The sequence below is a fragment of the Nocardia sp. NPDC051570 genome (assembly GCF_044454005.1).
Taxonomy (GTDB): Bacteria; Actinomycetota; Actinomycetes; order Mycobacteriales; family Mycobacteriaceae; genus Nocardia.
On record NZ_JBITDI010000004.1, the window covers coordinates 85,354 to 111,611 of the forward strand.

Genomic DNA, 26,258 nt, shown 5'->3' on the forward strand with positions numbered 1-26,258 from the left:
CTCTCGACAGCGCCCATCCCACCGCGAGGCCACCGACGAGGACGACGTGATCCCGCTCCGCCCCATGCGGCTACGACGGTGAACCCTACCGTCTCGCCGTCGACGGGACCCCGCGGCCGGGATGCGTGCGGGACCGCCGTCACCCGGCGGTCCCGGACCCGGATTTACCCCCGTTCGACGAGGGGGCTGTTATCGCGGCGAATTCCGGGCTATACCAGGAACAGCGCACGTCATCACGCGATTTGGGCAGTTTGCGATCGTCGTGTGTAAGCTGCCGCTCGACGGACTTCTTACTCTGGAGTAAGATAGACTTACTCGACAGTAAGATGCTGGGACGGATCACCCACCACCCGAGAAGACTGGTGATTATGAGCACTCGAGACACCGCAACGAAGCGACGTCCGGATTCCGCCGTCGGGCTGAATCCGCAGAAGCGCGACTGGATGGGCGCGGCCATGCGGGTCATGACGACCATCACGGGGTCGGAGCTCGCCGAGAAGTACAAGCTGCGCAAGCCCATCGACCGGATCACCTACGAGGGCGCCAAGACCGGTTTCCGCACTCTCGGCGCGGCCACCCGTGCGTTCTCCAAGGTCACCGGCGGCGGCAAGCCGAAGCGGCTGCCCGCCAACGAGTCTCGCAGCAAGGACTACTTCGACCTCACACCCAACGACGAGCAGAAGATGATCGTCGAGACGGTGCGCGAATTCGCCGCGGAGATCCTGCGCCCGGCCGCCTACGAGGCCGACGCCGCGGCCAAGGCCCCGCGCGATCTGCTCGAGCGCGCCGCCGAACTCGGCATCACGCTGATCAATGTGCCCGAGGAGCTCGAGGGCGCGGCCACCGAGCGGGGTGCGGTCACGAACTCCCTGGTCGCCGAGGCGCTCGCCCACGGCGATATGGGTCTGGCGCTGCCGATCCTGGCGCCCTCGGGTGTGGCTGTCGCGCTGTCGCAGTGGGGTACCGACGCCCAGCAGAAGACCTATCTCGGCGCCTTCACCGGCGAGAACGTGCCGCAGTCCTCGGTGGTGCTCACCGAGCCGCGCGCGCTGTTCGATCCGTTCGCGCTGCAGACCAAGGCCACCCGCTCCCCCAGCGGTTACCGCCTCAATGGCGTCAAGAGCCTGGTCCCGGCCGCGGGCGATGCGGAGCTGTTCATCGTCGGCGCCGAACTGGACGGTCGCCCGGCGCTGTTCATCGTCGAATCCGACACCCCCGGCGTGGTCGTCGAGGCCGATCCGAGCATGGGTCTGCGCGCGGCGGGCCTGGGCCGGTTGATCCTGGACAACGTCGCGGTCCCCACCGACGCGATCCTGGGCGCGGGCGATACCGCCCAGCATGCCGAGGATTACGCCGATGCGGTGCGGCTGGCCCGGCTGGGCTGGGCCTCGCTGGCCGTCGGCACCGGACAGGCCGTGCTGGACTACGTGATTCCGTATGTGAAGGAACGCGAGGCGTTCGGCGAGCCGATCGCATATCGCCAGGCGGTGGCGTTCATGGTCGCCAACATGGCGATCGAGCTGGACGGCCTGCGGCTGATCACGCTGCGCGGCGCGTCACGTGCCGAACAGGGTCTGTCGTTCGCCCGCGAGGCGGGGCTGGCCAAGAAGTTCGCCGCCGACAAGGGCATGCAGATCGGTCTGGACGGCGTGCAGCTGCTCGGCGGTCACGGTTTCACCAAGGAGCACCCGGTCGAGCGCTGGTACCGCGATCTGCGGGCCATCGGCGTCGCCGAGGGCGTCGTTCTCGTCTGACCCGACTTCACTACGGAGACTTCCCATGATCAATCTCGAACTCCCCAAGAAGCTGCGGGCCAGCGCCAACCAGGCCCACCAGGTAGCCCAGGAGATCTTCCGCCCGATCTCGCGCAAGTACGACCTCGGCGAGCACGAGTACCCGGTCGAGCTGGACACCATGGCCGCCATGGTCGAGGGCCTGGCCGACTCCGGCACGCAGGACATCTCCGGCGCCACCGGCGGCCGCAAGGCCAAGGAGGAGGGCGAGCAGCCCGACGAGCACGCCACCGAGCTGCTCGGAAACTCCAACGGCGGCAATATGTCCGCCCTGCTGAACGCCCTCGAGACCTCATGGGGCGATGTCGGCCTGATGCTGTCGATTCCCTATCAGGGTCTGGGCAATGCCGCGATCGCCGCGGTCGCCACCGATGAGCAGCTGTCGCGCTTCGGCAAGGTGTGGGCGGCCATGGCCATCACCGAGCCGTCGTTCGGCTCCGACTCCGCGGCCGTGTCGACCACCGCGGTGCTCGACGGTGACGAGTGGGTTCTCAACGGCACCAAGATCTTCGTGACCGCCGGTTCGCGCGCCACCCATATCGTGGTGTGGGCCTCGGTCGACAAGTCCAAGGGCCGCGCCGCCATCAAGTCGTTCGTGGTGCCGCGCGATGCCAAGGGCCTCACCGTCGCTCGCCTCGAGCATAAGCTGGGCATCAAGGCCTCCGACACCGCGGAGCTGCGCCTCGAGGACTGCCGGATCCCGAAGGACAACATCCTCGGCAGCCCGGAAGTCAATGTGGAGAAGGGTTTTGCCGGGGTCATGCAGACCTTCGACAACACCCGCCCGCTGGTGGCCGCCATGGCCGTCGGCGTCGGCCGCGCCGCCCTCGAGGAACTGCGCACGATCCTCTCCGAGGCCGGCGTCGAGATCGACTACGACAAGCCCGCCAACGACCAGCACGCCGCCGCCGCGGAATTCATTCGTCTGGAAGGTGATTGGGAGGCCGCCTATCTGCTGTCCCTGCGCGCCGCCTGGATGGCCGACAACAAGAAGCCGAACTCCCTCGAGGCTTCGATGTCCAAGGCCAAGGCCGGCCGCATGGGCACCGACGTCACCCTCAAGGCGGTAGAGCTCGCGGGCACCATCGGCTACTCCCAGCGCACGCTGCTGGAGAAGTGGAGCCGCGATTCGAAGATTCTGGACATCTTCGAGGGCACCCAGCAGATCCAGCAGCTGATCGTGGCTCGCCGGGTCCTCGGCTTGTCGAGCGATAAGCTGAAATAAGCTGTAGCACAACGGAAAACCGGTGCGAGTCCACATCAGGACTCGCACCGGTTTTCTCGTTCCGGACCAACTTCGTGTGATCATGATTCGCGGAGCTCATCCTCGAACCGAAGTAACTGGGCGAGCGGATCTCAGGCTGCGGTTGGTTGGCGGTAGGCCGCCCACTGGTTCTCGGCGCGCTTGGCCTGGCCCGGGGTGAATTCGGTTCGGCAGTTGTCGGGGGTGTAGTTCATATGGTTGTGCACGGGGATATCGGAGTCGGACCCGCAGCTCTTGACGCCTTCGGTGCATTCGGTGGCGGGGTCCGCCTCAGCCGGGGTGTCGTCGACCTCGTCGCCCGGACCAGTGCACCCGCCTTGGAAGGGGTGGTAGAGCCCGAGCCAGTGCCCGATCTCGTGGGTCGCGATCTTGCCGGTGTTGTAACCGGTCAACGACCCGCCAGGGAGGGTCGTGTACTTGACCACGACCCCGTCCAGTTGCGGCTTGGCCCGATAATCCGCGGGGAAGGTCGCGAACCCCAGATAGCCTTCGCCAACGTCGTTGAGATACAGGTTGAGTGCGTTCTTGTCGCCCTTGCGCAGCTTGGGTTTCATCTCGTTGTAGACCGAGCTGGTCGGAGGGGCCGTGAACCAGGACGAATTGTCGGTCTCGTCGGTGCCCATGAGCTGGAAGGTGAACATCGACAGCGGGGAGGCGCCGAAGTCCTTGTTGAGCTGCTCGATCTGCTGTTTGATCTGGTCGGCGGACACTTTGCCCGCTTCGGCGCTGCGAATCACGTGGACGTGCACCGGGATCCGCACGTCGGTCAGCCTCGCCTGGACCTGGCCGTCGGCACCTGTCGTCAGCTCACCGGAAGTCCCCTGCTGGTTGTCGGAGTCCTTCTTCAACTTGTCCTGCTCGCTCTCCTTCTCCTTGACGACCTTCGATTCCGCGGGGGTGTCGTTGTCCACCTTCACCTCGTCGTCCGGTGTCTGCGTCTGGCAGGCGGCCCGTGGGGGAGGCGTCAGCGGCGTGCCGACGCTCGACGCGGTCACGAACGCTCCAGTGAGAGCCAAACCGAGCAGGACAGGAGTTACCTTCCGCCGCACGCACACACCTCCGTGTCGATCCAACCGGAAACAAACCGGAAACAAATCACATTCGTACCGGTCGGCAGCTCGGATGGGTCACCGTTTTCAGGCGCGATGCGCTGGCCGAGGAACAGGCCGCGCGGTCCAGGGCCTCGTCCGCCTCGTCGAGAACAGGTTCACGCGGCCTCGTGGTAGAGGTGCTCGAACACCCCCTCGCTCAAGGTCACGCTCGTCAGCCTGGCTTCGGCGGTCTTCAGCAGGTCGAGTGCTACCGATGGATCCGATGATGCGGTGCGATACACGTGATAGAGCCATCCAGAGGCCCGCAGTAGCTCGACAACCGCCTTGTCGAAATCGGATATGGCATTCGTCAGATCGAGATTGTTCACGAGATTCCTTACACGGTACAGAAGAGAATGGACGCTACTCGCCCGCGAGACGGAATTCGAAAACTTGGGGTGGGATATCACTCACACCAGCGCAGGAGCGCCGGATATATGCCACAGACCCCGACACCGGACGACGGATGCCCGCCGAGGAGCCTTCGATCCGCGAGACGGTGAAACCCGAATCGTACTGATTCCTCAGAGTCAGCTCACTGTTCCATCATCTGTGTAGCGGAAGAATTGTTCGTGTCGTGCCGAGATCGGCCCGAGGAAGGATGGCACGCACATGAACGTTGTGACGGACACGGAGATCTTGGTCGCGCTTGCTCCGCTGCACTCTCTCGTCGCAGAACGTGCGGCGATGGCACGGGTGGTCGCTCGACTGCCCCGGACCGCCGACCCGCGGGAACTTGCCGAATACAGCCGATGCGGGAACAGGATGGCCGCGCTGGACACCGAGATTCTTCGCACCGCGGCCGAGGCGCTGCGCGGGATCGGACTCTCGCACGCGGCATGGGCGGTCGAGGCCGTAGCGGACAACCGCTTGGGATCTCGCTCGACCCGGTGAACAGCCGACTCCGACCACTGGATCCGAACCACCCTGCACGGCGAGATCCACTGCGGTGCAGAACATCCGCACATCAGCGGTTGTTCGGCCCGATAGGCTGTAGCGCGATGAAACCCGGTGTGAGCCCTCCCTGGCTCGCACCGGTTTTCGGTTGTTCGCGTCAGATTGGCCGGGCCGAGCGCGGCGGGGGTGGATCCTCCCCTCCGGGGCCCACCCGCACTGCGCGGCGACCGTTGTGAGCTGGGCCGCGTTGCTCATGGAACATCTTGTGGCAGTGCTGTTTTGTCGCGCGGACTGTGGACGTACTCGACTGGTTCCTAGCTCCCCCTCGCAGTGTGCGATGACGAAAGGCTACGAACGGCCTGCCAGCTCCCCCGACGCCGTTCTGTCCGCTGAAGCGGATAATCAGCACACGGCACGACACTATCATCGGGCGGTGGCTTCGTGCAGTCGCGCTCGAGTGAAAGTTATTGACAGCTATAGCTAATGGGTTTCAGCGCCTTCCGACGTGGGGCTTCGCATGTTCGGAGCACGCTGTGCACCAACAGTTTTCATGGACGACGCCTTGCCTTTACCCCTTGGCCTCGCACTGAGGCTGTCCTGATAGGTCACCCATGGCCCACCGGATCCGTTCCCGCACAACCAGAGACGGGTACACGCCGCGCCGCGAACGGTTGGAGCCGAGCTCACAACGGGCAAGAGTCCGTGAACGATGGGTGGGTGCATTCGCGGCGCCGGATGCGGTTGGGCGCGTGGGCGATTGTCAGATAGGCATAGTTCGTTCGCCCGAGCTCATGCGGGCGGATCCGATCCGTCCCGAGGGGCGAGGTCCTGGAGCTTGCGGGCCTCGTTGACCATCGTGAGGATCGAGTCCAAGGCACCCGCGGACAGTCCGTCCGCGCGCATGACCAGACGGCGAATCTTGGCGTCGCGCAACGCGGTTGCCAGCTCGAGCTGAGTATTGACGCGCTCGGCTACCTCGTCGTTGAAGAAGTACTCGGGCGGAACCCCGAAGAACTCGGCGAGGATATCGAGCTGTCCGAGGGTCAGATTGCGCTTCTTCCCGGTGGCCAGCTCCCAGAGATAGGTGCCGGATATCGTGCCGCCGGTCACCTCCCGAATCTCGGTCGCCAATCGCCCGTAGCCCGGCCGCTTCACGTGATCCGGATAGAGCGCGCCGATCAGCTCGGTGAGCCGCTGGGCGATCTTCTGCACGAGCGGCCGATCGGCCAGTTCGTCGGCCATGCTCTACTCCTTCCCATCGATATATATGGTCCCCCTAGCGAATTGCGATCGCGCGCTCCTCGCGCTCGAGCACCCGCGTGGTCACCGCGGCGATGCGCGCGGATTCGTCCGGCCACCGCTGGCTCACCTCGTCATACCAGTTCTCGGCATGCACGCGATGCAGCACGTTCCAGGTGGCAACGGAAATCACGATCAATACGGTAACGAATCGGCGGCGGGTTCCACCAGGTGAGCGCCGCACCGGAAGTCCGTGTGGCATACCGAGACCGGTGCGAGTCGCCGTGACCCGCACCGGTTCTCGGGTCAGGGCACCAGCAGGTACCACTCCGCGAACGTTCCCGGGATCGGCCAGGCGGCCGCCATGAGTTTGGCGGGGCCCGCTCCCATCCACAGGTCGACGGTTTCGGTGGCGCCCGGCGCCGCACCGGCGTGGACGTAGACGTCCTGGATGCGTGGGCCCGCCGAGCCGATCCAGGCCAGCTTCACGTGGTTTCCGCATGGACCGCCCAGGTAGCCCCGCGGGGTCACATGCGCCAGCACGTGGCCGGGTTGGTCCGGGGTGGCCTCCAACGCCACATTGATCGCACCCGCGCAGAGCCTCGCCTCGCCGAAGGTGCCGAGCGTGGTGCCGATCGGGGTCAGTTGCGGTAGCGGATCGGCGTGGGCCGATGTCGCCGCCAGACCGGACAACAGCACCGCGATCACCATCGACACCACCACCGCAAGCATTCGCCGCGCCCTCATCAGTTCGATATCCCTTCCCACATAACGGCATTCGCAGCCGTATCAACCACTCCAACACGAATCTCCGCGCAACAGTGCCGCGGAGATCGTTTCCATAGTTACTGATAGGCGCCCGATGTCGTGCGGATGTTTAGGCATGCCTAACACGAAGCGCGACAGGTTGGCCGGATTTCTGTATCTCCGATCACACCCGGCTGCTAGCGTCCACAACACGTGGCCGGGTCGGTACGGTCATGCACAACAGGTGGTCCGGAGGTGGCGAGATGAGCCCTGTCCTGAACGAGTTGCGCCGCAAGGTCTTTCACGTGGCGGAGGCCGTGCGGGGGGTAGATGTGTTGCGGCAGCGCCGATTCATCGATCTCGGGAATCCGATGGAGACGCTGCGGACGGCACAGGAGTCCAAGGTGCTGGGGCCGCAGGCGACCATGGTGCGGCACGCCGCGCGGATGTGGCCACAGCGGATCGCGGTGATCGACGAACGCGGCGACATGACCTATCGCGAGCTCGACGAGGGATCCAGCGCCCTGGCGCGCGGGCTGAAAACCATGGGCATCGCGCCCGGATCGGTGATCGGGATTCTCGCGCGCGACCATCGCGGGCTGCTGCTGGCGATGATCGCGGCCGGGAAACTCGGTTCGCGCCTGGCCCTGATGAACACCGGCTTCGCCAAACCGCAGTTCGCCGAGGTGTGCCAGCGCGAGAAGGTCCGCGCCGTCCTGCACGACAGCGAATTCGCGGGCCTGCTCGACGCACTGCCGCCGGAACTCCCCCGGGTGCTGACCTGGGTCGACGAGTATGCCGAATTGCCCAGCGGTGCGGTGACTCTCGACGAGCTGATCGGCGCGAACTCCACCGACGAGCTGCCACTGCCGGAGAAGCCGGGCGGCTTCATCATCCTCACCAGCGGCACCACCGGCCTGCCCAAGGGCGCGCCCCGCAGTGCGGTCTCCCCGCTGTCGACCGCACAGGTCATCGACCGCATCCCGTTCCCGCATCAGGGCACGATGATGATCGTCTCGCCGATCTTCCACACCACCGGCCTGGCGACCTGGCTGGTGGGCACGGGCTACGGCAATACCGTCGTGCTGACCCGACGCTTCGATGCCGAGAACACGCTGCGGCTGCTCGCCGAGCATCGCGCCGAGATGCTGGTCGCGGTGCCGACCATGCTGCACCGCATGGTCGAACTGGATCCGGCGATCCGCGGCCGATACGACCTGTCGGCGCTGAAGACGATCATGCTGGCCGGCTCGGCGCTGTCGCCGGAGCTGACGGTGCGCGCCACCGAGGCGTTCGGCCATGTGCTCTACAACCTCTACGGCTCCACCGAATGCGCGGTCGCGACCGTGGCCGATCCGCGGGATCTGGCCCTCGTCCCGGGTACCGCGGGCCGCGCGCCGATCACCTGCGAGGTGGTGCTGTTCGACGACGACGGGCGGCGCGTCCAGGGCCACGGTGTCCGCGGCCGCATCTTCGTCCGCTCCGGCGCGCCGTTCGAGGGCTATACCGACGGGCGGAACAAGCAGATCATCGATGGCTATATGTCCTCCGGCGACGTCGGGCACTTCGACGAGCACGGGCTGCTGTTCGTCGACGGCCGCGACGACGACATGATCGTCTCCGGCGGCGAGAACGTCTTCCCGCAGGAGGTCGAGAATCTGCTGCTGGAACGGCCGGACGTCTCCGATGTCGCGGTGGTCGGCGTCGACGACGCCGAGTTCGGCAAACGGCTGCGCGCGTTCATCGTGCCAGAGGCCGGTGTCACACCCGACGGTGAGGAGATCAAGGCCTACGTCAAGGGCAATCTGGCCCGCTACAAGGTGCCGCGCGAGGTGTTCTTCCTCGACGAACTCCCCCGCAATGCGACCGGCAAGTTACTTCGTCGCGAATTGATCGAGTATCGCGTCACACAGTGACGGCAACCTGTCGGTTATAACGCTACTGTCGGTCACAGAGACGCTGACCACAGTGGGGCCGAAGTGCTTGCTAGGGTTAGCACTGCACTGGATCTCGATGTTGCGGTCCGCCAGCCACCTCGGCGGTATCCGCGGAAGGTTGTGAACCTATGTCAGCTGCCCTTCCGTCAGCAAGCACTGCGCTCCGTAAGGCCGGCGATCTTGCTCTGGGTGTCAATACCATGCGCAAGCGTGGACTGTTCAACCCGCTGCGTCTGGATCATGCGCTGCGCTCGGCGGTCAATGTCGGCAAGTTCGGCCCGTTCGCGGGCGTGCTCATGCATGCCGCGCAGACGACTCCGGACGCCCCCGCGCTCCTGGACGAGCGCGGTGAGATGACCTTCGGCGAGGTGAACGACCAGTCCAATCGACTGGCGCGCGGCCTCGCCGCGCAGGGCCTGCGGCAGGGTGATGTGGTGGCGCTGCTCGCGCGCGATCATCGCGGCATGATGCTGGCCCTGACCGCGACCGGCAAGCTCGGCGTGCGCGCGGTGCTGATGAACACCGGCTTCGCCAAGCCGCAGTTCGCCGACGTGGCGGCCCGCGAGAAGGTCAAGGCGGTGCTGCACGACAGCGAGTTCCGTGAGTTGATGAGCGCGATCCCGGCGGACATTCCGCGCATCCTCACCTGGGTGGACGAGCAGGACGGCGTCGATCCGTCGACCCCGACACTGGATTCGGTGATGGCCGGACAGTCGGCCGCCCCGATGCCCGCGCCCGAGAAGCCGGGCGGCATGATCATCCTCACCAGCGGCACCACCGGAACCCCGAAGGGCGCGCCGCGGGAGAAGGTCAGCCCGTTCATGTCCGCGCAGTTCCTGGACCGGATTCCGTTGCCGCGCAACGGTTCCATGGTGGTCTCCGCGCCGGTCTTCCACGCCACCGGCCTGTCCCAGTTCACCCTGGGTCTGGCGCTGGGCAACCGGATGATCTTCCAGCAGCGCCGCTTCGATCCGGAGCAGACGCTGGCCAATATCGCCAAGTACAAGGCGACCTCGCTGGTCGTGGTCCCGACAATGCTGCAGCGCATGCTCGATCTGCCGGCCGAGACGCTGGCGAAATACGATATGTCGTCGCTGCGGATGATCTTCGCCGCGGGCTCGGCGATCCCGCCGGACGTGGTCACCCGCAGCCTCGACTACTTCGGCGATGTGCTCTACAACGTCTACGGCTCCACCGAATGCGCGATCATCACCGTCGCCGCCCCGGAGGATCTGCGCAAGGCGCCGACCACCGCGGGCAGGCCGCCGATCGGCATCCGGCTGGCGCTCTACGACGAGAACCGCAAGCGCATCACCGCGCCGAATGTGACGGGCACGATCTTCATCGAGAATGCCCACTCCTTCAAGGCCTACACCGACGGCCGCACCAAGGAAACCATCGACGGCTATATGTCCTCCGGCGATGTCGGCCATTTCGACTCCGACGGGCTGCTGTTCGTCGACGGTCGCGACGACGACATGATCGTCTCCGGCGGCGAGAACGTCTTCCCGCAGGAGGTCGAGAATCTCCTGTCCAACCGGCACGACGTGCTGGAGGCCGCGGTCGTCGGCGTCGACGACCGCGAATTCGGAAAACGCCTGCGCGCCTTCGTCGTTCCCGGCCCGGACTCCGACCGCGACGTCCAGGAGATCAAGGACTACGTCAAGGCGAACCTCGCCCGCTACAAGGTGCCGCGCGAGGTGATCTTCCTGGACGAGCTGCCGCGCAACGCGACCGGGAAACTGCTGCGCAAGCCGCTGGTAGAGATGGAAGTCGCCAACGACTGATTAGCTATCATCAGCGCGTGATCATCGTTTCCGGCCTGCCTTCGGGCCGTGCCACGGCGGCGGCGCGTGCGCGCCGGACCGCCGCGGCACGGTTGCGCGGGGCGGCGGCCGGATCGGTGTCGGGGGCATTGTCGGTGGCCGCGCACGGCTGGGCCTCGGGTGGTATGCCCGTATCGTCCAGCGCCGTCGCGCTGCTGGTGGCCGGGGCGACCGTGGTCGGCACGCTGGTGACCGGCGTCGGCCCGCTGCGCGGCACCGCGCTCGGATTGGCTGCGGCGCTGTTCGGCGGGCAGTTGCTCGGGCACGCCTCGATGTCGATCGGCATGATGTCCATGCCGCATACCCAATCCCTGTGGAGCCCTGCCATGGTGGGCGCCCATGTGGCAGCCGCGCTCGGCGCGGCCGTCGTAATCCTCGGCGCGGAGGCCGCCTACCGGATCGGCACCGCGGTCCTGATCGGGGTGCTGCCGGGTCTGCTGCGCACCCCCGGCATCGCGGGCCCGCGGCCGCCGCGGGCGGCCCATCGCGACCGTGTCATTCTGCGGATCCTCGCCGCCGACACCTTCCGCACCCGCGGACCACCGGTGCTCGTTCGAGTCTGATTTCACTTCGACACCCGTTCACATCAACGGATTTCGCATGCGCGCGTCCCCGCGACCGCACGTGCCGCGAACGGGTGTCCTCGAACAGGAGCGCCACCCTTGAGCATCATCGATGACCCCGTTGTCGACCCCGCGACCACGCGACCGAAACCCCGGACCCGCAATGCCTTCCAGGCGCTGGCCATGCGACTGCACTTCTATGCCGGTGTCTTCGTGGCGCCATTCGTTCTCATCGCGGCGCTGACCGGCGCGCTGTACGCGATCTCGCCCACGCTGGAGTCGGTCGTCGATCGCGATCTGCTGCACGTCGATTCGACCGGACCCGCGCGACCGCTGTCGGAACAGATCGCCGCGGCGACCGCGACGCGGCCGGATCTCGCGCTGGCCGCGGTGGCCCCCGCACAGGACGCGGGCGACACCACGCGGGTGATCCTCACCGATCCGTCGCTGGGGGAATCCGAGCGGCGCGCGGTGTTCGTCGATCCGGCGAACGCGCGACCGGTCGGATCCAGCGTGGTGTACGGCAGTGCCGGCGCGCTGCCGCTGCGCACCTGGATCGATGTGTTGCACAAGGATCTTCATCTCGGCCAGGCCGGACGGCTCTACAGCGAACTGGCCGCGTCGTGGCTGTGGATCATCGCGCTCGCGGGCCTCGCGCTGTGGTGGCGGCGGGTGCGCTCGCGCCGCGAACGCCGCACACCGCGCTGGCTGCTGCGGCCCGACCGCACCCGCGACGGCCGCGCCCGGACGCTGAATTGGCATGGGGTCGTGGGCATGTGGGTGCTGCTGCCGGTGCTGTTCCTGTCCGCGACCGGTATGACCTGGTCGACCTACACCGGCGAGCACATCGACGCGCTGCGCGGCCGGATGAGCTGGACCACACCCACGATCAGCAGCACGCTGCCGGGGTCGACCGCACTCGCGCAGCCCATGGGCGGTGAGCATGCCGAACACGGCGGCGGCCATCATATGGGCGCCCCGGTGCCCGCGGATCGGGCGGCCCAGGTGGACAAGGTGTTCGCGGCCGCGCGCGGACACGGCGTCGAGGGACCGCTCGAGATCTCCATCCCGGCCCGGGACGGAGTGGCGTTCGTGGCCAAGGAGCGCCGACTGCCCGGCGTGTACACCCAGGACGCGATCGCGGTGGACGGCGCGACCGGCGATGTCACCGATATCCTGCGCTACCGCGACTGGCCGCTGATGGCCAAGCTCACCAACTGGGGCATCGCCCTGCATATGGGCGTGCTGTTCGGCCCGGCGAATCAGCTACTGCTGCTGCTCACGATGATCGCCCTGATCACGGTGATCGTGCGGGGTTATCTGATGTGGTGGAAGCGCCGGCCCACCCGCTCCGGCAGCGGCATCGCACTGGGCCACCCGCCTCGGCGAGGTGCGTTGCGGCGCACGCCGATTCGCCTCGCGCTGCCGATCGTCGCGGCGGCCGTCTTCATCGGATGGTTCGCGCCCCTGGTCGGCTGCAGCCTGCTCGGGTTCATCGTGGTCGACGTCATCGTCGCAGTGGTGCAGCGCCGCCGGATCACAGCCTGAGGCCGCCAGCTCCAACGCCGACCATCGCCTCGGCATTCGGGGTCCGTGCCCGCCGGGAACCGCCCGGCCACCAGTTGGCCGGGCCCATCAGCTTCACCAACGCCGGGACCAACAGCATGCGGACGAGGGTGGCGTCGATGATCAGCGCGATGATCATCCCCAGCCCGAGAAAGCGCATCGGGGTCAGCGGGGACAGCGTGAAGGCGCCGGTGATGACGACGAGAAGGGTTGCGGCGGCGGTGATTACGCGGGCAGTCTTGACGATGCCGGTGTGGACCGCGGTGACGGTGTCGGCCCCCTCGTGATGGGCCTCGACCATGCGGGACAACAGGAAGACCTCGTAGTCGGTGGACAGCCCGAAGACCACGGCGATGATGAGCACCAGCATGCCCGCCGACAGCGGGCCGACGCTCACACCGAGCGCTCCGGCCAGGTGACCGTGGAAGAAGATCCAGGTCAGGATGCCGAAGGTGGCGGCCAGGCTGAGGAAGGCCATGAGCACGGCCTTGATCGGCAGGACCACCGAGCGGAATGCGAGCAGCAGCAGGATCAGCGTGGCGGCGACCATCACCGCGATCATGAGCGGCATGCGCGAGACGATGGCGTGCACGCTGTCGACGGTGGCGGCCGACTCGCCGCCGACCCGCAGCGTGGTCCCGGACGGAAGTTCGAGCTGCCTGATGCGCGTGACGATTTCGGTGGCCGGTTCGGAGCGGTCGGGCACGTCGAGCGCCGCGTGCAGGATGGTGGTCACACCGTCGCGCCGCAGCTGCACGACCTGATGTACACCCGGCACCGCACCGATATCATGGGTCACCGTGTCGACCCCACCACCGTCACCGTGAACCAGCACGGTCACTCCGGAACTCGCGGCGGGGAATCGGGCCGCGAGTTCATCCACGGTGGCGCGCACCGCATTTCCGGCGGGCAGTGCGGTGTGGTCGATATCCCCGAGCCGGACCCCGCCCAGCTGTGTCGCCAATCCCAGCAGCACCGCGGTGACCGCGAGCGCCACCACCCCGGGCCGCTTCAGCACCGCATCGACCACCCGGCCCCAGAACCGCGCCGCCCGCCGCTCACCGCGCTCGAAAGCGTCGGCGCGCCAGGTCCATTTCCCGATCCGCGGGCCGAGCAGCAGCAGCGCCGCCGGGAGCACGGTCAGCGAGAGCACCGCGGCCAGCACCACCGCGGCGATCGCGCCGTAGCCCAGCGAACGCAGCACGGCCTGCGGGAAGACGAACGTCCCCGCGAAGGCGCACACCAGCAGCAGCGCCGAAAAGCCGACGGTGCGCCCGGCGGTGGCCATCGACCGCGCCACCGCATCGGGCACGGTGCGTCCGGCCGCGAGCTCCTCCCGATAGCGGCTGATAACGAAAAGCCCGTAGTCGATGGCCAATCCGAGCCCCAGCAACGAGGCGATGTTCACCGCGAAGATACTCACCTCGGTGCAGCGCGCGATCAGCCCGACCGCGCCCAGCGAACCGAGCACCGCGAGCACGCCGACCAGCACCGGCAGCCCGGCCGCCAGCACACCGCCGAATACCAGCACCAGGATGGCCAGGGTGATCGGCAGCGAGATCGATTCGGCCAGCACCAGATCGTGGCGCGACTGTTCGGTTATCTCGTCGGCCAGCGCGCTGTAACCGGAGAATCTGACCTCTACACCCGGAACCCGTAGCGCGTCAGCGATTTTCGGGAAGACCGCGACGCGCTGATTCTCGTCCCCTGCCGCGAATACGACCGCCAGCGCCTGGCGGCCATCGGCCGACCGCAGATAACCCTGCCGCGGCGGCTGGTTGTTCCAGTAGGTGTCCACCCGCTGCGCCAGCAGGGACGGATCGATGCGCGCCACCGCCTGTTGCACCCGGGGCCCGAGCTCGGTCAGCGACTGCCCCTCCGGCACCGTGTAGATGGCGATCACGTCGGGATTCTGCGGCCCGAGCTTATCCCGGACGATGCCGTCGACCAGGGCCGAATCACTGCCGGGATCGGTGAAACCCGCGGCGCTGACCCGGCTCTGCAGATCGGCCCCGAACAACCCGAACAACACCGCGAGACCGATCGCGACGACGAGCACGACCTTCGGCCGCGCCGCGACCATCGCTGCCAGGTTTCTCATGCGGCCGAGGAATTCCGTTGCGGCAGTTCGGCTTCCAGAGTGTCGGCGATCAGGTCGAGCAGCGTCTCCAACCGATCCTCGAGGCCGCGCCCGTTGCGGGCCGATACCGTCAGCTCCGTCCGCCCGCCCGATTCGACCATCCCGAACAGCAGCGGCATCGCCACGCTGTGCTGCGGCAGCACCCGCACCGTGGTCGGCGCGAATCCCGGCACACGCAGTTCGTCCAGATCGAAGCGGCCCATATGGGATACGGTGGCCGAGGCCAGATTCCGGCCGTAGCGGGAGCCGAGCCAGTTCGTGGTGCGCAGGATCGCGCGGCTCGCGGCGTCCGGGATGTTCGCCAATCCGCTACTGGCCATCTGGTTCAGCTCGTGACGCTCCCGCAACCCGATCCGCTTGGCCTGGTTGATCTGTGTCCAGTCCTGTCCGGGTTCGACATCGAGAAACAGCGGCAGGGCGAGATTCGCGGTCGAGCGCAGCTCGGGATCGTGCCGGCGCAGATCGACCGGGACCATGATCCGTTGTACCACACCGGCTTCCACGGCGAGCAGCGCGGCGACCCGCGCGACCGCCCCCGAGCCGGTCGCGTGAATCGTGCGGTGCCGCAGCAGATGCCGGGCCAGACCCGGATCCTGTCGACCGTATCCGATCGCGGCCCGATAGCGCGGCAGCATCGGTGTCGGACGCCCCGGCGCGCCCACTCGGCGCACCAGTTCGCGATCGGCGATCGGATCGCGCATGGGCCGCAACGGTTCTCCGCGCAGGGCGCGGAATACCGAGGTGGCCCACAGCACCATACCCATACCGTCCATCACGCCGTGGAACACTCGGAAGATCACCGTCGTCGGTTCCCCCGTCAGCAACAGGACCTCACAGGTGCTGTCCCGGGTGGGGCCGATCGGGCTGGTGAGCACCGGATCCGCTTCCAGGCGTGGATATCCCAGCACATGTCCGGTGATCTCGCGGACGGCCGGGGCGATTCCGCTGTCCACCCAGTTTCGTCCGACGCGCACCAGCCGCGCCCCCGGACAGTCCGCGGAGGCGGTCTCGACCGCGCGCCGGAGCTCGTCGGGGTCCAGCGCGCCCGTGCCGGTGAACTCGAGCTGCATGAGGAACGGTGGCGCCAATTCCCGCATGGGGAAGTACATCCGCTCGGTCGGGGAGATGCGGCGACGGAAGGTGGTGCTCATGGTCGACTCCTGGTGAGCTCTTCGACGCCACCTACGCTCCGCAGCCAGGCGAGGAATTCGGTCAGTCCACGCTCTCGATCGATGACCGGTCGATAACCGAAATCCCTGGCGGCGGCGGTGGTGTCGTAGGTCGCGGTGCGGGTCATCAACGCGACCACGTAGCGCGACAGCGGCGGCGACCAGCGCCGGGCGACGGCCGGGATGCGCCACACCGTCTCGATCGCCGCGACGGCGGCGGCGATCACCCGAGGGTCCGGGGTGCGGCTGGGCGGTGGATATCCGAGCCGACCGGCGACCTCGCCGAGGAATCCCCAGACGTCGGTCCGTTCGGCGTCGGCGACGAAATACGCCTTGCCGCCGACGTTCTCGGAGGCCGCCGCCTTGACGCAGGCATCGACGATGTTGTCCACATGGCACAGCGAGGCATATACCGCGCGGCCGAACGACAGGTCCGGCAGCGTGCCCTCGGCGGTGCGGCCGAGCAGTCGCACGATCGGGCCGGAGCGATCGCCCGCGCCCCAGATGGCGCGCGGGCGCAGCGCGCAGGTCGCGAAATCCGTTGCGTCGGCGGCCAGTACGGCACGTTCCGCCGCGGCCTTGGTCTCGGAGTACCGGTTCAGATAGCGCCGCGGATACGGCGTCGACTCGTCGATGTTCATCTGATCGCCGCCGTCGCGGTCCATGAGTGCGCTGGGGCTCGAGATGAACACGAATCGCGAGGCGCCCGCCTCGCGCGCCGAGGTCAGCAGCCGCTGCGTGCCGCGCACGTTCTCCTCCCAGAACTGGGCACGGGTCCCGCGATCGTCCACCCGTGCGGCGCTGTGGAATACGACGTCGACGCCGGCGGCCGCGCGCTGCAGCGAGGCCGCGTCGGCGAGGTCGCCGTAGACGACGTCGACGCCGGCGAGTTCGTCGATGCCGTGCAGATCGCTGGTGGGCCGGGCGAGCACCGAGACCTTGTACTCGCCGTCGTGCACCAGCCGACGAGCCAGGGCGCCACCGAGGAATCCGGAGGCCCCGGTCACCAATGCTTTCATCGCACACTCCCCTTATCGGACTGGGTACGCCACCAGGTGAGGCCGAAGATCTGGGTCAGCACTGCCGTGGTCGCGCGGGAACGGCCGCTGCCCTCCGACGCGCGCAGCGCCACCGGGATCTGCGCGGCGTGGATCACCACGCTGAGGAATACGTCGATCCACCACAGCGCCCGCAGGATCGGGCCGCGCGGCCCGCGACCGGTCGCGGCGGCCACCAGGCCGACCACGACGTAGATCCAGCCCAGCACCGGAACAGCCCGCAGTGCGACGATTTTCATCGGTGCTCCTCCGATCCGATCTGCGTCGCCGCCCATTCGGCGAGCTGCTCCCGGCCGATCTTCGCGTTGTGGCGAATGTCGACCGGGAACGACGTGTGGAACAGGAACTCCGATATGCCCGCGGTGACGTCGAATTCAGCGCCACGGTCCTTCAGGGCGAGCGTGATCGCCGTCCGGTCGGCACCCGACTCCGCTTCCACGCACAGCACCGGCCGCTGCGCACCGCGCGGTCCGATGCCGACCAGCGCCGTGCGGGCCACGCCCGGCACCACATTGAAGACCTGTTCGACCTGCACCGAGAACATCGGCCCGGCCACGGTGAGGACGCGCTGGGACTTGCGGCCGCAGAACCAGATTCGGCCCGCATCGTCGATCCAGCCCAGATCTCCGGTGCGATGCCAGATCACCTCGCCCTCGGCGATCTTGCCGACCGCGTTCGCCGCCTCGGGCCAGTAGTAGCGGGTGCTGACATTCGGCCCCGCGACCACCAGTTCACCGATGCCGCCCGCCGAGGTCGGCTCGCCGACCTCGGCCCAGGTCGGAATCGGATCGTCGGTGATCGCGACGATGCGGGCGCGCACACCCTCGGCGGGTCGCCCGATGCAGGTGCCCTCGCCGCGGTGCGCGCGTTCGGTCAATCCGTCGAACAGCTCGCGCGATTCGATGGTCGACATCGGCAGCGCCTCGGTCGAGCCGTAACCGGCGAACACCTGCGCCTGCGGATCGAGCACCTCGCGCAGACCGGCGATACACCAGTCGGGCACGGGCGCACCGCCGGAGAAGATGCTCCGCAATGTCGGCAACGCCGCGCCGCCGTGCTCGAGATGACGCAACAGTGGAATCAGCACCGCGGGCGAGGCGAACATGGTGCGTACGCCGAACCGGTTGATGGCGTCCACCAGATGCGCGGGATCGGTCGACCCGACCTTACTGGGAATCAACGGCGGTAGCACACAACGGGATCCGAGTAGCAGATCCAGAATCCCCACCAGCGGCAACGTGATCAGCGAGGCGCCGGGCGGAATCCGGTCGCGGGCCGCGTCCACCTGGTCGACCATCGCCGACAGATTTCCGTGCGTGAGTTCGACCGCCTTGGCGGGTCCGGTGCTGCCGGTGGTGAACGCGATCAGCAGCAGGTCACCATCCGGCGCGGGGGTGCGGGCGGGCAGCGTTCCGGTCGGGGTGCGGCCCCAGCTCGCGAGCTTCGCCCCGCCCCAGAACCAGCGCCGCCCCACCGTTACCGAGGTCCGCACACCGCGGAAGTAGCGACGGAACAGCACCCGCGCGGCATGGGCCTGAGGAATGCCGATGAACGCCTGGGGATCCGCCGCCTGCAGGCAGCGCAGCATCTTGCGCAGGCCCATACCCGGATCGATGACGACCGGCGTCGCGCCGATCTTCAACAGCCCCAGCATGATCGCGTACAGCTCCGGGCTCGGCAGCACCAGCACGATGGTGCGGGTACCGCTGGAAACACCTGCGGTGCTGAGCCTTTCGGCGATAGTGTCGGACCATTCGTCGAGTTCCCGATAGGTCAGCGTGTGATAGTCGGGCAACCGGTCGCCCGTGGTATCGGCCGGGAACAGCACCGCCTCCCGGTCCGGGGTGGCCTGGACCACCGCACGGAACCGGTCGACGGCGCGCCAGTAGGTGCCCGCTGTCACGCGGCCACTCCGACCGGGGCGGGCAGCCGGTACAGCACCGCCGCCGCCGACGGTCCGGCCCCGGCCGCGACGAACAACACACGGGTGAACTCCCGCAGCGAATCCTGTTCGACGGCAAGGTCGTAGGCCAGCGGCAGCGTCGCGGTGTGCGGATCGCCCGCCGACAGATCCGGGGTCCGGACCTCGGCGATGCCGAGCCGGTCGGCCAGCGCGCGCGGGAAGTCCGGGGTCGGCGTGGAAGAGATCAGAACCGTTGTGGCCGAATCGCTTTCGCCGAGCGCGGCCTCGGCCGCCTCGACGGCCGCATCCAGCAGCCGCTGTTCGAAACCGGCTTCGCGCTCGACGGTCATCAGGGTCCGTCCGATCGTGCCCATGGTGTTCGCGTCGACATAGGATCGGATCGCCGGGGTTCCGTCGCCGGAGACGATGTGCACCGTATCGAAACCCTCGGGCTCCTCGGTGTTCTCGAGCAGCAGCGCGGCGCCCGAGGTGGCGTAGGGGAATTCGTCGTCACCGGCCGAGCGGGCCAGCGACGGGTGGGTGTCGCCGGAGACGATCAGCACATGCTCGACACCACCGGTCGTCAGGATCGACTGCGCCACCTGCACCGCGTTGAGCACGCCGACCGCGCCGTTCATCAGGTCGAAGGAGAATGTGCGCGGATCACCGTAGGTGTAGTCCAGGCCGATTCCGGCCTCTTTCTGGATCAGCGCCGAGATCGCCGGTTCGACGGTGTTCGAATCGCGGAAGACGCCCGCGTTGATGAGCACGCCGACCTGGTCTGACCGCACCCCGGCCCGCTCCAGGCTGCGCCGTGCCGCGCGGCCGCTGTGGTCCACGATGCTGAACGTGTCGCTGTCGCGGCTGATTCCGGTGGACTTGATGCGTACGCCCATGATGCGAAACCCCTAGACCTTGAGAGACGAAATCGTGGTGGACAGATATCCGCCGACGACGCCGGACGCCGCGGGGATCAGCAGCAGCTTCGATCCGGCCGGAATCTCCTCGCGGCTGAGGTGATCGTGCAGCACGATGAAGTGCGAAGTGCTGGAGGTGTTCCCGTACTTGGAGATGACGTTGAGGTCGGGCGGCATCGGCGCGCCGAATTCCCGCTCGGCGATCGCGTTCATGTACGGAATCGCGGCCGCGCCGAACTGGTGGTGGATGATGTAGTCGAACTCCTCCGCCTCGAACGTGGTCTCACGGTCGGCGTAGTACTTCTTCTGCGAGTCGGTCCACAGCAGGAACCGCGCCTCGTTGTGCATCTTCCGGTTGTCGGTGTAGAGCGCGACACCCTGGCTCTTATCGCTGGGCATGCCCAGGCACAGATGCGAGAACTCCGAGGCCGTGACCAGTTCGATGTATTCGATCCGATCGTGCTCATCGACCGAACGATCCAGCACGACGGCCGCCCCGGAATCACCGACGGTCAGCGAGGCGAATTGCAGATCGTATTTCTCGGAAATCTCTTCGACCGCGGTATCGGCGATCGGAGTAATGGCCTCACCGCTGACCACCAAACCATTCCGCACGATTCCCGACCGAATCATCCGATCCAGGATGTAGGTTCCGGTGAGCATGCCGGCGCAGGCATTGGAGATATCGAAAGTAATAGCCTTCGCAGCACCCAGATGTTTGGCGATCGACGAGGCGAACGTCGGCTGCATATACATCCGACCGCCGTCTTTGCTGCGCGTGATCGAGGTCGAGATGATCACATCCAGATCCCCGGCAGAGTACCGTGACCTGGACAAACAATCCTCGGCCGCCTTGATCGCGAGATCGAAGGAGCCCTCGGGAGATTCCGGATCGGTGCTGCGCACGCGCCGTTCCACAACGCCTGTAATCTTTTCGAGATCGAACGCCGGAGGCACCTTCAGCCGCGACACCAACTCAGCTGTGCTGACGCTTTTCTCTGGCAGATAAGCACCGATTGATTCGAAGCGGGAATGCGACACGTCGCCTCCTGAAATGGGATGGATTACGACCGGAATTCCGGTGAGCAACGTTGCTACCCGATGGTAACTTAGCGGTCCACCGATCGCCTACTCGGCATTCATCCGACCATTCCCGGGGCAATTGGTCTCTGTTACCGCATGTAACAGTAGCTGGCGACTCTCCGGCTACACCGGGATTTACCCTCGGATCGATCTTGGATCCGGATGCGGGCGAGCCCGTGGCCCCTACCGGGCAAACATCTGGGGATCCGCCCGCGCCGCTAACTTGTACCCTCAAACCGAGGGCTCATTGTGAGAGAGTTCACGGAACCGAATCAGGGCACGTGACGTCGGCAGGCGACAGAGCAGCGGCGTTCCGGGAGATCAGACGTACCAATCGGTTACGCGACATGAATCGTTCGACATCGGAGAGCGAGGACCGCCATGACCTACAACTACGATCCCGAACTTGCGGAGGCGGCCGCACAGGGCGTCGGCGGGTGGCCGGCCGATCTGGCAGCAATGCGCGCATCGTTCGCCGATCGATTCGCGCGGCTGCCGCGGTATCAGTCGGCGATACCGTTGGAGGTCAACGACCGGACCATTCCCGGACCGGCAGGCGGCGACGTTCCGGTTCGCGTGTACGCGCCCCGCGATCGGGTCGGCCAACTTCCGGCGCTGGTCTACTTCCACGGCGGCGGTTTCGTCCTCAACGGCGTCGTCGATTCCGATAACGAGGGCCGACGCATCGCGGCCGAGGTTGGCGCACTGGTGGTTTCGGTCGATTACCGGCTCGCGCCGGAACATCCGTTCCCCGCCGCGTTCGAGGACTGTTATGCGGCGCTCGAGTGGGTGGCGAAGAACGCCGCCGGACTCGGCGTGACCGCCGACCGCATCGGCGTCGGCGGCGAGAGCGCCGGCGGCGACCTGGCCGCGGCCGTCGCGCTGCGGGCCCGCAACGAGCACGGCCCGGCAATCTGCTTCCTGTACTTGATGATTCCCATGCTCGACGACCGCGTGCGGACGCACTCGGCACGCACCTACACCGACACCCCGGGTTGGAACCGCGGCATCGGCGAATGGAGCTGGTCGCAGTACCTCGGCCGGGGCGTCCCCGGTACCGCCGACGTCTCCCCATACGCCGCCCCGGCCCGCGCCGAGAACCTCACGGACCTGCCGCCCACGTACCTGGCCGCCATGCAGTTCGACCCGATGCGCGATGATCAGATCGAGTTCGCCCAGCGCCTGCTGCAGGCAGGTATCAACGTCGAATTACATTGCTACCCGGGCACATATCACGGGTCGTACCTCTCCGATGCCGCCATCTCCCGCCGAACCCGCGCCGACTCCATGGCCGCTCTGCGCCGCGGACTCGGCATGGAGCATGCGGGGGCTTCGCAATAGGGGTAGACGAGGCGACCGTCGCGGGTTCCCCAATCCGTCACCCGCCGTTAGGAATTCGGCCGGACTATGAGGTGCCATGAGCCGTATTTCCCTACTTGCCGCAGCGCTTGCCGTCGTCGCCGGGGGATTGCTCCCGGCGACGGGTCCGGCCGGCGCCGCGGCCGTCCCCCGCTTCGACCACATCGTCGAGGTGATGTTCGAAAACCAGGGGTACGACGCCGTCATCGGCAGCGAAGAGGCCCCATACTTCAACCAATTGGCCACGGGTGGAGCGCTGTTCACCGACGCGCATGCCCTCACCCACCCCAGCCAACCGAACTACATCGCGCTGTTCTCGGGCGACACCCAGGGCATCACCGACGACAGCTGCCCCAATGACTTCCACGGCGTCGACAATCTCGGTCATCAACTCGCCTCGGCCGGAATGACATTCGTCGGCTACTCCGAGAGCATGCCGAGCGCGGGCTTTACCGGATGCAGCGGCAGCGGCGGTCTCTACCGGCGAAAGCATAACGGCTGGGTGGATTTCGACACCGTCCCGGCCGAGCAGAATCAGCCGTACTCGGCCTTCCCCTCGGACTTCACCAGACTGCCCGCGATCTCGTTCGTCTCACCGAACATGTGCAACGACATTCACGACTGCTCGGTGTCCACCGGCGATACCTGGCTGCGAAACCACCTGTCCGCCTACGCCGAATGGGCCAAGACCCACAACAGCCTGCTGGTCGTCACCTTCGACGAGGACGAGGGCACCGCAGTCAACCGCATACCGACGATCTTCTACGGAGCCGATGTCCGCCCGGGACAGTATGCCGAGCGAATCGACCACTACTCGGTGCTGCGCACGTTCGAGGACATCTACGGCCTCCCCCCGCTGGCTCACGCCGCCGACGCCACCCCGATCACCGACATATGGAATTCCCCGGCGGGCTAGCGGCATAGCGGCATGCAGCTCCATCGGGCGGGAGGTGAATCGGCCGTCGGCCGCGAAGCTTGTTCGAGAGCCTCCTGACCGATCCCGCGTAGGTCGTCATGGGAGCTTTGGCGCACGGATTCACCGGGCTCTGGCATGCTGATGCCGAAGGCCGCATGCCCTTCCGTGGTTGGGCAGCGACGACCCTGATCCGGAGAGGACAGCAGAGTCATGGCCGAGGAGATTCGAGAAGGCGTGCAGTATGCGCTGCTCCCGCGATCGATGCGCGTGAGTCCGTCCGACCGAATCGTGGTCTGGGAGTTCTTCTGGTACGGCAGCCCGCAGTGCTGCGCGTTGGAGTCGACCCTGCGGCCATGGGTGCGGGAGCAGGCGGCCGACGTCCGGTTCGGGCGGGTATCGGCCCTGTTCGGCGGGCCATGGGACGCGCATGGTCAGATGCATCTGACGTTGGATCTGATGGGTCTGGCCGATGACGAGATGGTCGACAGCGTCTACAAGTCCATTCACGGGGAGCGGAGAAGGCTGACGACTCTGGACGACCAGACGACGTTCCTCGCCCAGCAGGGTATCGACCTCGACACCTATCTGACGACCTTCCACTCGTTCGCCGTGCGCGCGCGGTTGGCGCAAACCAAGGACCGAACACATCGGGTGGGGATGACAAACGTCCCGACACTTGTCGTCAACGGGAAGTACAGGACCGACCTCGCTATGTCGGGCGGCCCTGATGCCCTGTTGCAGGTGCTCGATGTGCTGGTGGCCAAGGAACGCGACGTGTAGCCGGTCGATCTACGGCGATCAGACCGTCAGGCGGTGGGTCAACTGCAGCACGCGCGACTGTGTGTTCATCTGTGACATAAGCGGATTGATCACAGCTACGTGCCGTCGCGGACTGGCGCGATGGGGTTTTCATGCGGCAGTGGTTGTCGGTGGTGGGTGGGAGTCGGGGGTGGGTGGCCGTTGGTGGTGTTGTTGTTGGCGGTCGTGTTGGTTGCGTTGGTGGAGGTGGGTGAGGGCGTGGGCGAGGAGTTCGGCGGCGTGGTGGCGGTGGTTGACCTGTGGGGTGCGGGTGGGGTCGATGTGGGCGGGTGCGATCCAGGCGGTGCGGCCCGGGTAGCGCGAACCTCGGGTCCGGGGAACGGTTTTCCAGCCGCCAGGGCCGTCGTGGATTAGGGCGTGGCAGGGGTCGCAGGCCAGGGTCAGGTTGGGCAGGTCGGTGTGGCCGCCTTTGCGGTAGTCCAGGACATGATGGACCGCGCACAGGCTGGCGGGTGCGTCGCAGCCGGGTCGTGAGCAGCCGTGTAGGGCAGCGATCAACGCCAATCGCTGTGTGCGGGTGGCGAGCCGTTTGGTGCGTCCGAGGTGTAGTGGTAGTCCGGCGTGGTCGAACACGGCCAGGAACGGTTGCGATTTCTCCGCCAGCCTCAAGGCCTCTCGAAGGGGTACGGTGCCGCCGGTGGCGGTGGTCGCGACCCCGGACAGCTGTTCCACGTCCGCGAGGTTCATTGTCAAGACGGTCGTGACCGGCATACCACGGTGGGTGCCGAGTTCGGTGCCGAGCACCCCGGACCGCAGTAGGGCCAGCAGGGCGTCGTGGGTGCGTTGCGCGGGACTGCGATGGTCGCGGGCCGCGGCGGCGGCCAGCCGATCGGCGTCGGCATGGCCGGGGTCCACGGCGGGACTCGCGGGATCGTCGGGGTTACAGACGCCCGGGCGCGCGTATTTGGCCAGTAGCGGGTCCAGTAGCGCGCGCAGGGCCGGGGTGATCTCACCGCGGATCGGGGACATGCCGTCGGCGCGTTGGCGCCCGAGGACGATCCCGCGCATGCGGGCCCGGTCCTGATCATCGGTCACCCGGCCATCGGGGTCCAGCAGCGCCAGGATCCGGGCACCGACCTTGCCGATATCGTCGGGAGAACCCGAGCGGGCGAACTCGGCCAACACCTCCTCGGCCGCTTCCCGATCCTCGGCGGCCGTGGTGCGGGGGACACGATTCATCACCGCCACGACACCACGCACATGATCGATCGAGATCTCCCCCGCGGCCAGCGCTGCCGCCGTCCGCGGCAGTGGTGGATCCAGCGGCTGTCCCGTCGTGTCGTGGCGGGTCCCGACCCAGTCCACCAGGTTCACCCGGCTCCCCGCGTCACCGCTCGACAGGCGCAGAGTCTGCATGAGGAACCGCTTCAACGTTTTCACCCCAGCACGGGAGGGAATCGAGCGTTCACTGATCTCGACCGCGAGGCGATGCTGGACCGCGGCGAGCATCCGCATACCGCGCTCGACCTGCCTGGTCGCCTCCACTACCGCCTCGTCGGGCAGTGGGTCCAGGGGGGTTTCGAGCAGGGTGGTGGCGGTGGCCAGCAACGATTCCGTTGCCTGCTCCCCCACCTCACTCCGATTCGAATACATGTTCGAATACTATCCCTGGTCCGGGCTCGGCGGCTAGGTCCCGCCGGATCTGATATCGATGTCTTCACACTGGACGGACGTTCGAAAAGGCCTGGTGGGCCGGGTCTTTCGGGATCGATCGCACTGCCGCGCAGTTAAGCCGGTGATTCGATCGTCAAGTCAGGTCGCTCGATAGCTGGTGCTGTCGATTCCGACTCGGGCTTGATCAGCATGCAACAGAGGGCCGATATCAAGCCGTTTCACACAGATGGACAGCGAAATCCGTTGGCACTCATACCATCAAGGCAGTGCAGTGCGCCGATGGGTGCAGCTACAGAGTCAACGAGTTCTTCATGACCGGCGTCGTGAAGTAGTCGGCTGGAGTTCCAGTTCGCGGGA

The 26,258-nt window shown here is 66.8% G+C and carries 23 protein-coding genes; 10 read left to right on the top strand and 13 right to left on the bottom strand.

Features of this window, described 5'->3' with window-relative positions; all coding sequences use genetic code 11:
* Nucleotides 1–362 precede the first annotated feature (362 nt).
* Both ACIA76_RS10645 and ACIA76_RS10650 read left to right on the top strand, forming a co-directional pair.
* Nucleotides 363–1,754 (top strand): acyl-CoA dehydrogenase family protein, encoded by a 1,392-nt coding sequence (locus ACIA76_RS10645; protein ID WP_397150901.1) that lies wholly within the window; start codon nucleotides 363–365, stop codon nucleotides 1,752–1,754.
* 25 nt (nucleotides 1,755–1,779) lie between these two features.
* Nucleotides 1,780–3,018: an acyl-CoA dehydrogenase family protein gene (locus ACIA76_RS10650; protein ID WP_397150903.1), complete on the top strand. Its 1,239-nt coding sequence runs from the start codon at nucleotides 1,780–1,782 to the stop codon at nucleotides 3,016–3,018.
* 131 nt (nucleotides 3,019–3,149) lie between these two features.
* On the opposite strand, the gene ACIA76_RS10655 is transcribed toward ACIA76_RS10650, so the two are convergent.
* Nucleotides 3,150–4,052 carry a zinc metalloprotease gene (locus tag ACIA76_RS10655; protein WP_397150905.1) on the bottom strand — a complete coding sequence of 301 codons (903 nt, stop codon included), beginning with the start codon at nucleotides 4,050–4,052 and terminating at the stop codon, nucleotides 3,150–3,152.
* Nucleotides 4,053–4,264: 212 nt separating this feature from the next.
* Nucleotides 4,265–4,477 (bottom strand): hypothetical protein, encoded by a 213-nt coding sequence (locus ACIA76_RS10660; RefSeq protein WP_397150907.1) that lies wholly within the window; start codon nucleotides 4,475–4,477, stop codon nucleotides 4,265–4,267.
* Nucleotides 4,478–4,760: 283 nt separating this feature from the next.
* Between ACIA76_RS10660 and ACIA76_RS10665 the strand changes: the two genes are divergently transcribed.
* Nucleotides 4,761–5,042, top strand: coding sequence for a hypothetical protein (locus ACIA76_RS10665; protein ID WP_397150909.1), 282 nt, complete (start codon nucleotides 4,761–4,763; stop codon nucleotides 5,040–5,042).
* Between the two features lie 792 nt (nucleotides 5,043–5,834).
* On the opposite strand, the gene ACIA76_RS10670 is transcribed toward ACIA76_RS10665, so the two are convergent.
* From ACIA76_RS10670 to ACIA76_RS10680, 3 genes are all read right to left on the bottom strand, one after another.
* Nucleotides 5,835–6,287 carry a hypothetical protein gene (locus tag ACIA76_RS10670; RefSeq protein WP_397150911.1) on the bottom strand — a complete coding sequence of 151 codons (453 nt, stop codon included), beginning with the start codon at nucleotides 6,285–6,287 and terminating at the stop codon, nucleotides 5,835–5,837.
* A 34-nt stretch (nucleotides 6,288–6,321) separates the two neighbouring features.
* Nucleotides 6,322–6,477 carry a hypothetical protein gene (locus ACIA76_RS10675; protein WP_397150913.1) on the bottom strand — a complete coding sequence of 52 codons (156 nt, stop codon included), beginning with the start codon at nucleotides 6,475–6,477 and terminating at the stop codon, nucleotides 6,322–6,324.
* A gap of 113 nt (nucleotides 6,478–6,590) precedes the next feature.
* On the bottom strand, nucleotides 6,591–7,031 hold the full coding sequence (locus tag ACIA76_RS10680; RefSeq protein ID WP_397150915.1) for a hypothetical protein: 441 nt from the start codon (nucleotides 7,029–7,031) through the stop codon (nucleotides 6,591–6,593).
* A 263-nt stretch (nucleotides 7,032–7,294) separates the two neighbouring features.
* Between ACIA76_RS10680 and ACIA76_RS10685 the strand changes: the two genes are divergently transcribed.
* From ACIA76_RS10685 to ACIA76_RS10700, 4 genes are all read left to right on the top strand, one after another.
* Nucleotides 7,295–8,947, top strand: coding sequence for an acyl-CoA synthetase (locus ACIA76_RS10685; protein WP_397150917.1), 1,653 nt, complete (start codon nucleotides 7,295–7,297; stop codon nucleotides 8,945–8,947).
* Between the two features lie 149 nt (nucleotides 8,948–9,096).
* Nucleotides 9,097–10,755 (top strand): acyl-CoA synthetase, encoded by a 1,659-nt coding sequence (locus ACIA76_RS10690; protein ID WP_397150919.1) that lies wholly within the window; start codon nucleotides 9,097–9,099, stop codon nucleotides 10,753–10,755.
* 17 nt (nucleotides 10,756–10,772) lie between these two features.
* Nucleotides 10,773–11,357 (top strand): hypothetical protein, encoded by a 585-nt coding sequence (locus tag ACIA76_RS10695; RefSeq protein WP_397150921.1) that lies wholly within the window; start codon nucleotides 10,773–10,775, stop codon nucleotides 11,355–11,357.
* Nucleotides 11,358–11,540: 183 nt separating this feature from the next.
* Nucleotides 11,541–12,905 (top strand): PepSY-associated TM helix domain-containing protein, encoded by a 1,365-nt coding sequence (locus ACIA76_RS10700; RefSeq protein WP_397151909.1) that lies wholly within the window; start codon nucleotides 11,541–11,543, stop codon nucleotides 12,903–12,905.
* Here the strand turns inward: ACIA76_RS10700 and ACIA76_RS10705 are convergent.
* Genes ACIA76_RS10705 through ACIA76_RS10735 form a run of 7 tightly spaced genes read right to left on the bottom strand, consistent with a single transcriptional unit; the run spans nucleotide 12,895 to nucleotide 21,151 of the window.
* Complete coding sequence (locus ACIA76_RS10705) at nucleotides 12,895–15,024, bottom strand: MMPL family transporter (protein WP_397150923.1); 2,130 nt, start codon at nucleotides 15,022–15,024, stop codon at nucleotides 12,895–12,897. The genes ACIA76_RS10700 and ACIA76_RS10705 overlap by 11 nt on opposite strands.
* Nucleotides 15,021–16,214 (bottom strand): peptide synthetase, encoded by a 1,194-nt coding sequence (locus ACIA76_RS10710; RefSeq protein WP_397150925.1) that lies wholly within the window; start codon nucleotides 16,212–16,214, stop codon nucleotides 15,021–15,023. Before ACIA76_RS10710 ends, ACIA76_RS10705 begins: the two co-directional genes overlap by 4 nt.
* Nucleotides 16,211–17,251: an NAD-dependent epimerase/dehydratase family protein gene (locus ACIA76_RS10715; RefSeq protein ID WP_397150927.1), complete on the bottom strand. Its 1,041-nt coding sequence runs from the start codon at nucleotides 17,249–17,251 to the stop codon at nucleotides 16,211–16,213. The genes ACIA76_RS10710 and ACIA76_RS10715 overlap by 4 nt, the downstream gene beginning before the upstream one ends.
* Complete coding sequence (locus ACIA76_RS10720) at nucleotides 17,248–17,529, bottom strand: hypothetical protein (RefSeq protein ID WP_397150929.1); 282 nt, start codon at nucleotides 17,527–17,529, stop codon at nucleotides 17,248–17,250. The genes ACIA76_RS10715 and ACIA76_RS10720 overlap by 4 nt, the downstream gene beginning before the upstream one ends.
* A complete protein-coding gene (locus ACIA76_RS10725) occupies nucleotides 17,526–19,193 on the bottom strand; it encodes a fatty acid CoA ligase family protein (protein ID WP_397150931.1) in 1,668 nt (555 codons plus the stop codon). The genes ACIA76_RS10720 and ACIA76_RS10725 overlap by 4 nt, the downstream gene beginning before the upstream one ends.
* Nucleotides 19,190–20,089: a hypothetical protein gene (locus tag ACIA76_RS10730; RefSeq protein WP_397150933.1), complete on the bottom strand. Its 900-nt coding sequence runs from the start codon at nucleotides 20,087–20,089 to the stop codon at nucleotides 19,190–19,192. The genes ACIA76_RS10725 and ACIA76_RS10730 overlap by 4 nt, the downstream gene beginning before the upstream one ends.
* Nucleotides 20,090–20,101: 12 nt before the next feature.
* Nucleotides 20,102–21,151, bottom strand: a complete 1,050-nt coding sequence (locus ACIA76_RS10735; protein WP_397150935.1) for a 3-oxoacyl-ACP synthase III family protein — start codon at nucleotides 21,149–21,151, stop codon at nucleotides 20,102–20,104.
* Nucleotides 21,152–21,574: 423 nt separating this feature from the next.
* Here ACIA76_RS10735 and ACIA76_RS10740 point away from each other — a divergent pair, with 423 nt between their 5' ends.
* The 3 genes from ACIA76_RS10740 to ACIA76_RS10750 all read left to right on the top strand — a co-directional run bounded on the left by ACIA76_RS10740 (nucleotide 21,575) and on the right by ACIA76_RS10750 (nucleotide 24,248).
* Nucleotides 21,575–22,534 (top strand): alpha/beta hydrolase, encoded by a 960-nt coding sequence (locus tag ACIA76_RS10740; protein WP_397150937.1) that lies wholly within the window; start codon nucleotides 21,575–21,577, stop codon nucleotides 22,532–22,534.
* A 76-nt stretch (nucleotides 22,535–22,610) separates the two neighbouring features.
* On the top strand, nucleotides 22,611–23,468 hold the full coding sequence (locus ACIA76_RS10745; RefSeq protein WP_397150939.1) for an alkaline phosphatase family protein: 858 nt from the start codon (nucleotides 22,611–22,613) through the stop codon (nucleotides 23,466–23,468).
* Between the two features lie 210 nt (nucleotides 23,469–23,678).
* A complete protein-coding gene (locus tag ACIA76_RS10750) occupies nucleotides 23,679–24,248 on the top strand; it encodes a thiol:disulfide interchange protein DsbA/DsbL (RefSeq protein ID WP_397150941.1) in 570 nt (189 codons plus the stop codon).
* 129 nt (nucleotides 24,249–24,377) lie between these two features.
* Here the strand turns inward: ACIA76_RS10750 and ACIA76_RS10755 are convergent, their stop codons facing one another.
* Complete coding sequence (locus ACIA76_RS10755) at nucleotides 24,378–25,880, bottom strand: DUF222 domain-containing protein (RefSeq protein ID WP_397150943.1); 1,503 nt, start codon at nucleotides 25,878–25,880, stop codon at nucleotides 24,378–24,380.
* Nucleotides 25,881–26,258: the final 378 nt, after the last annotated feature.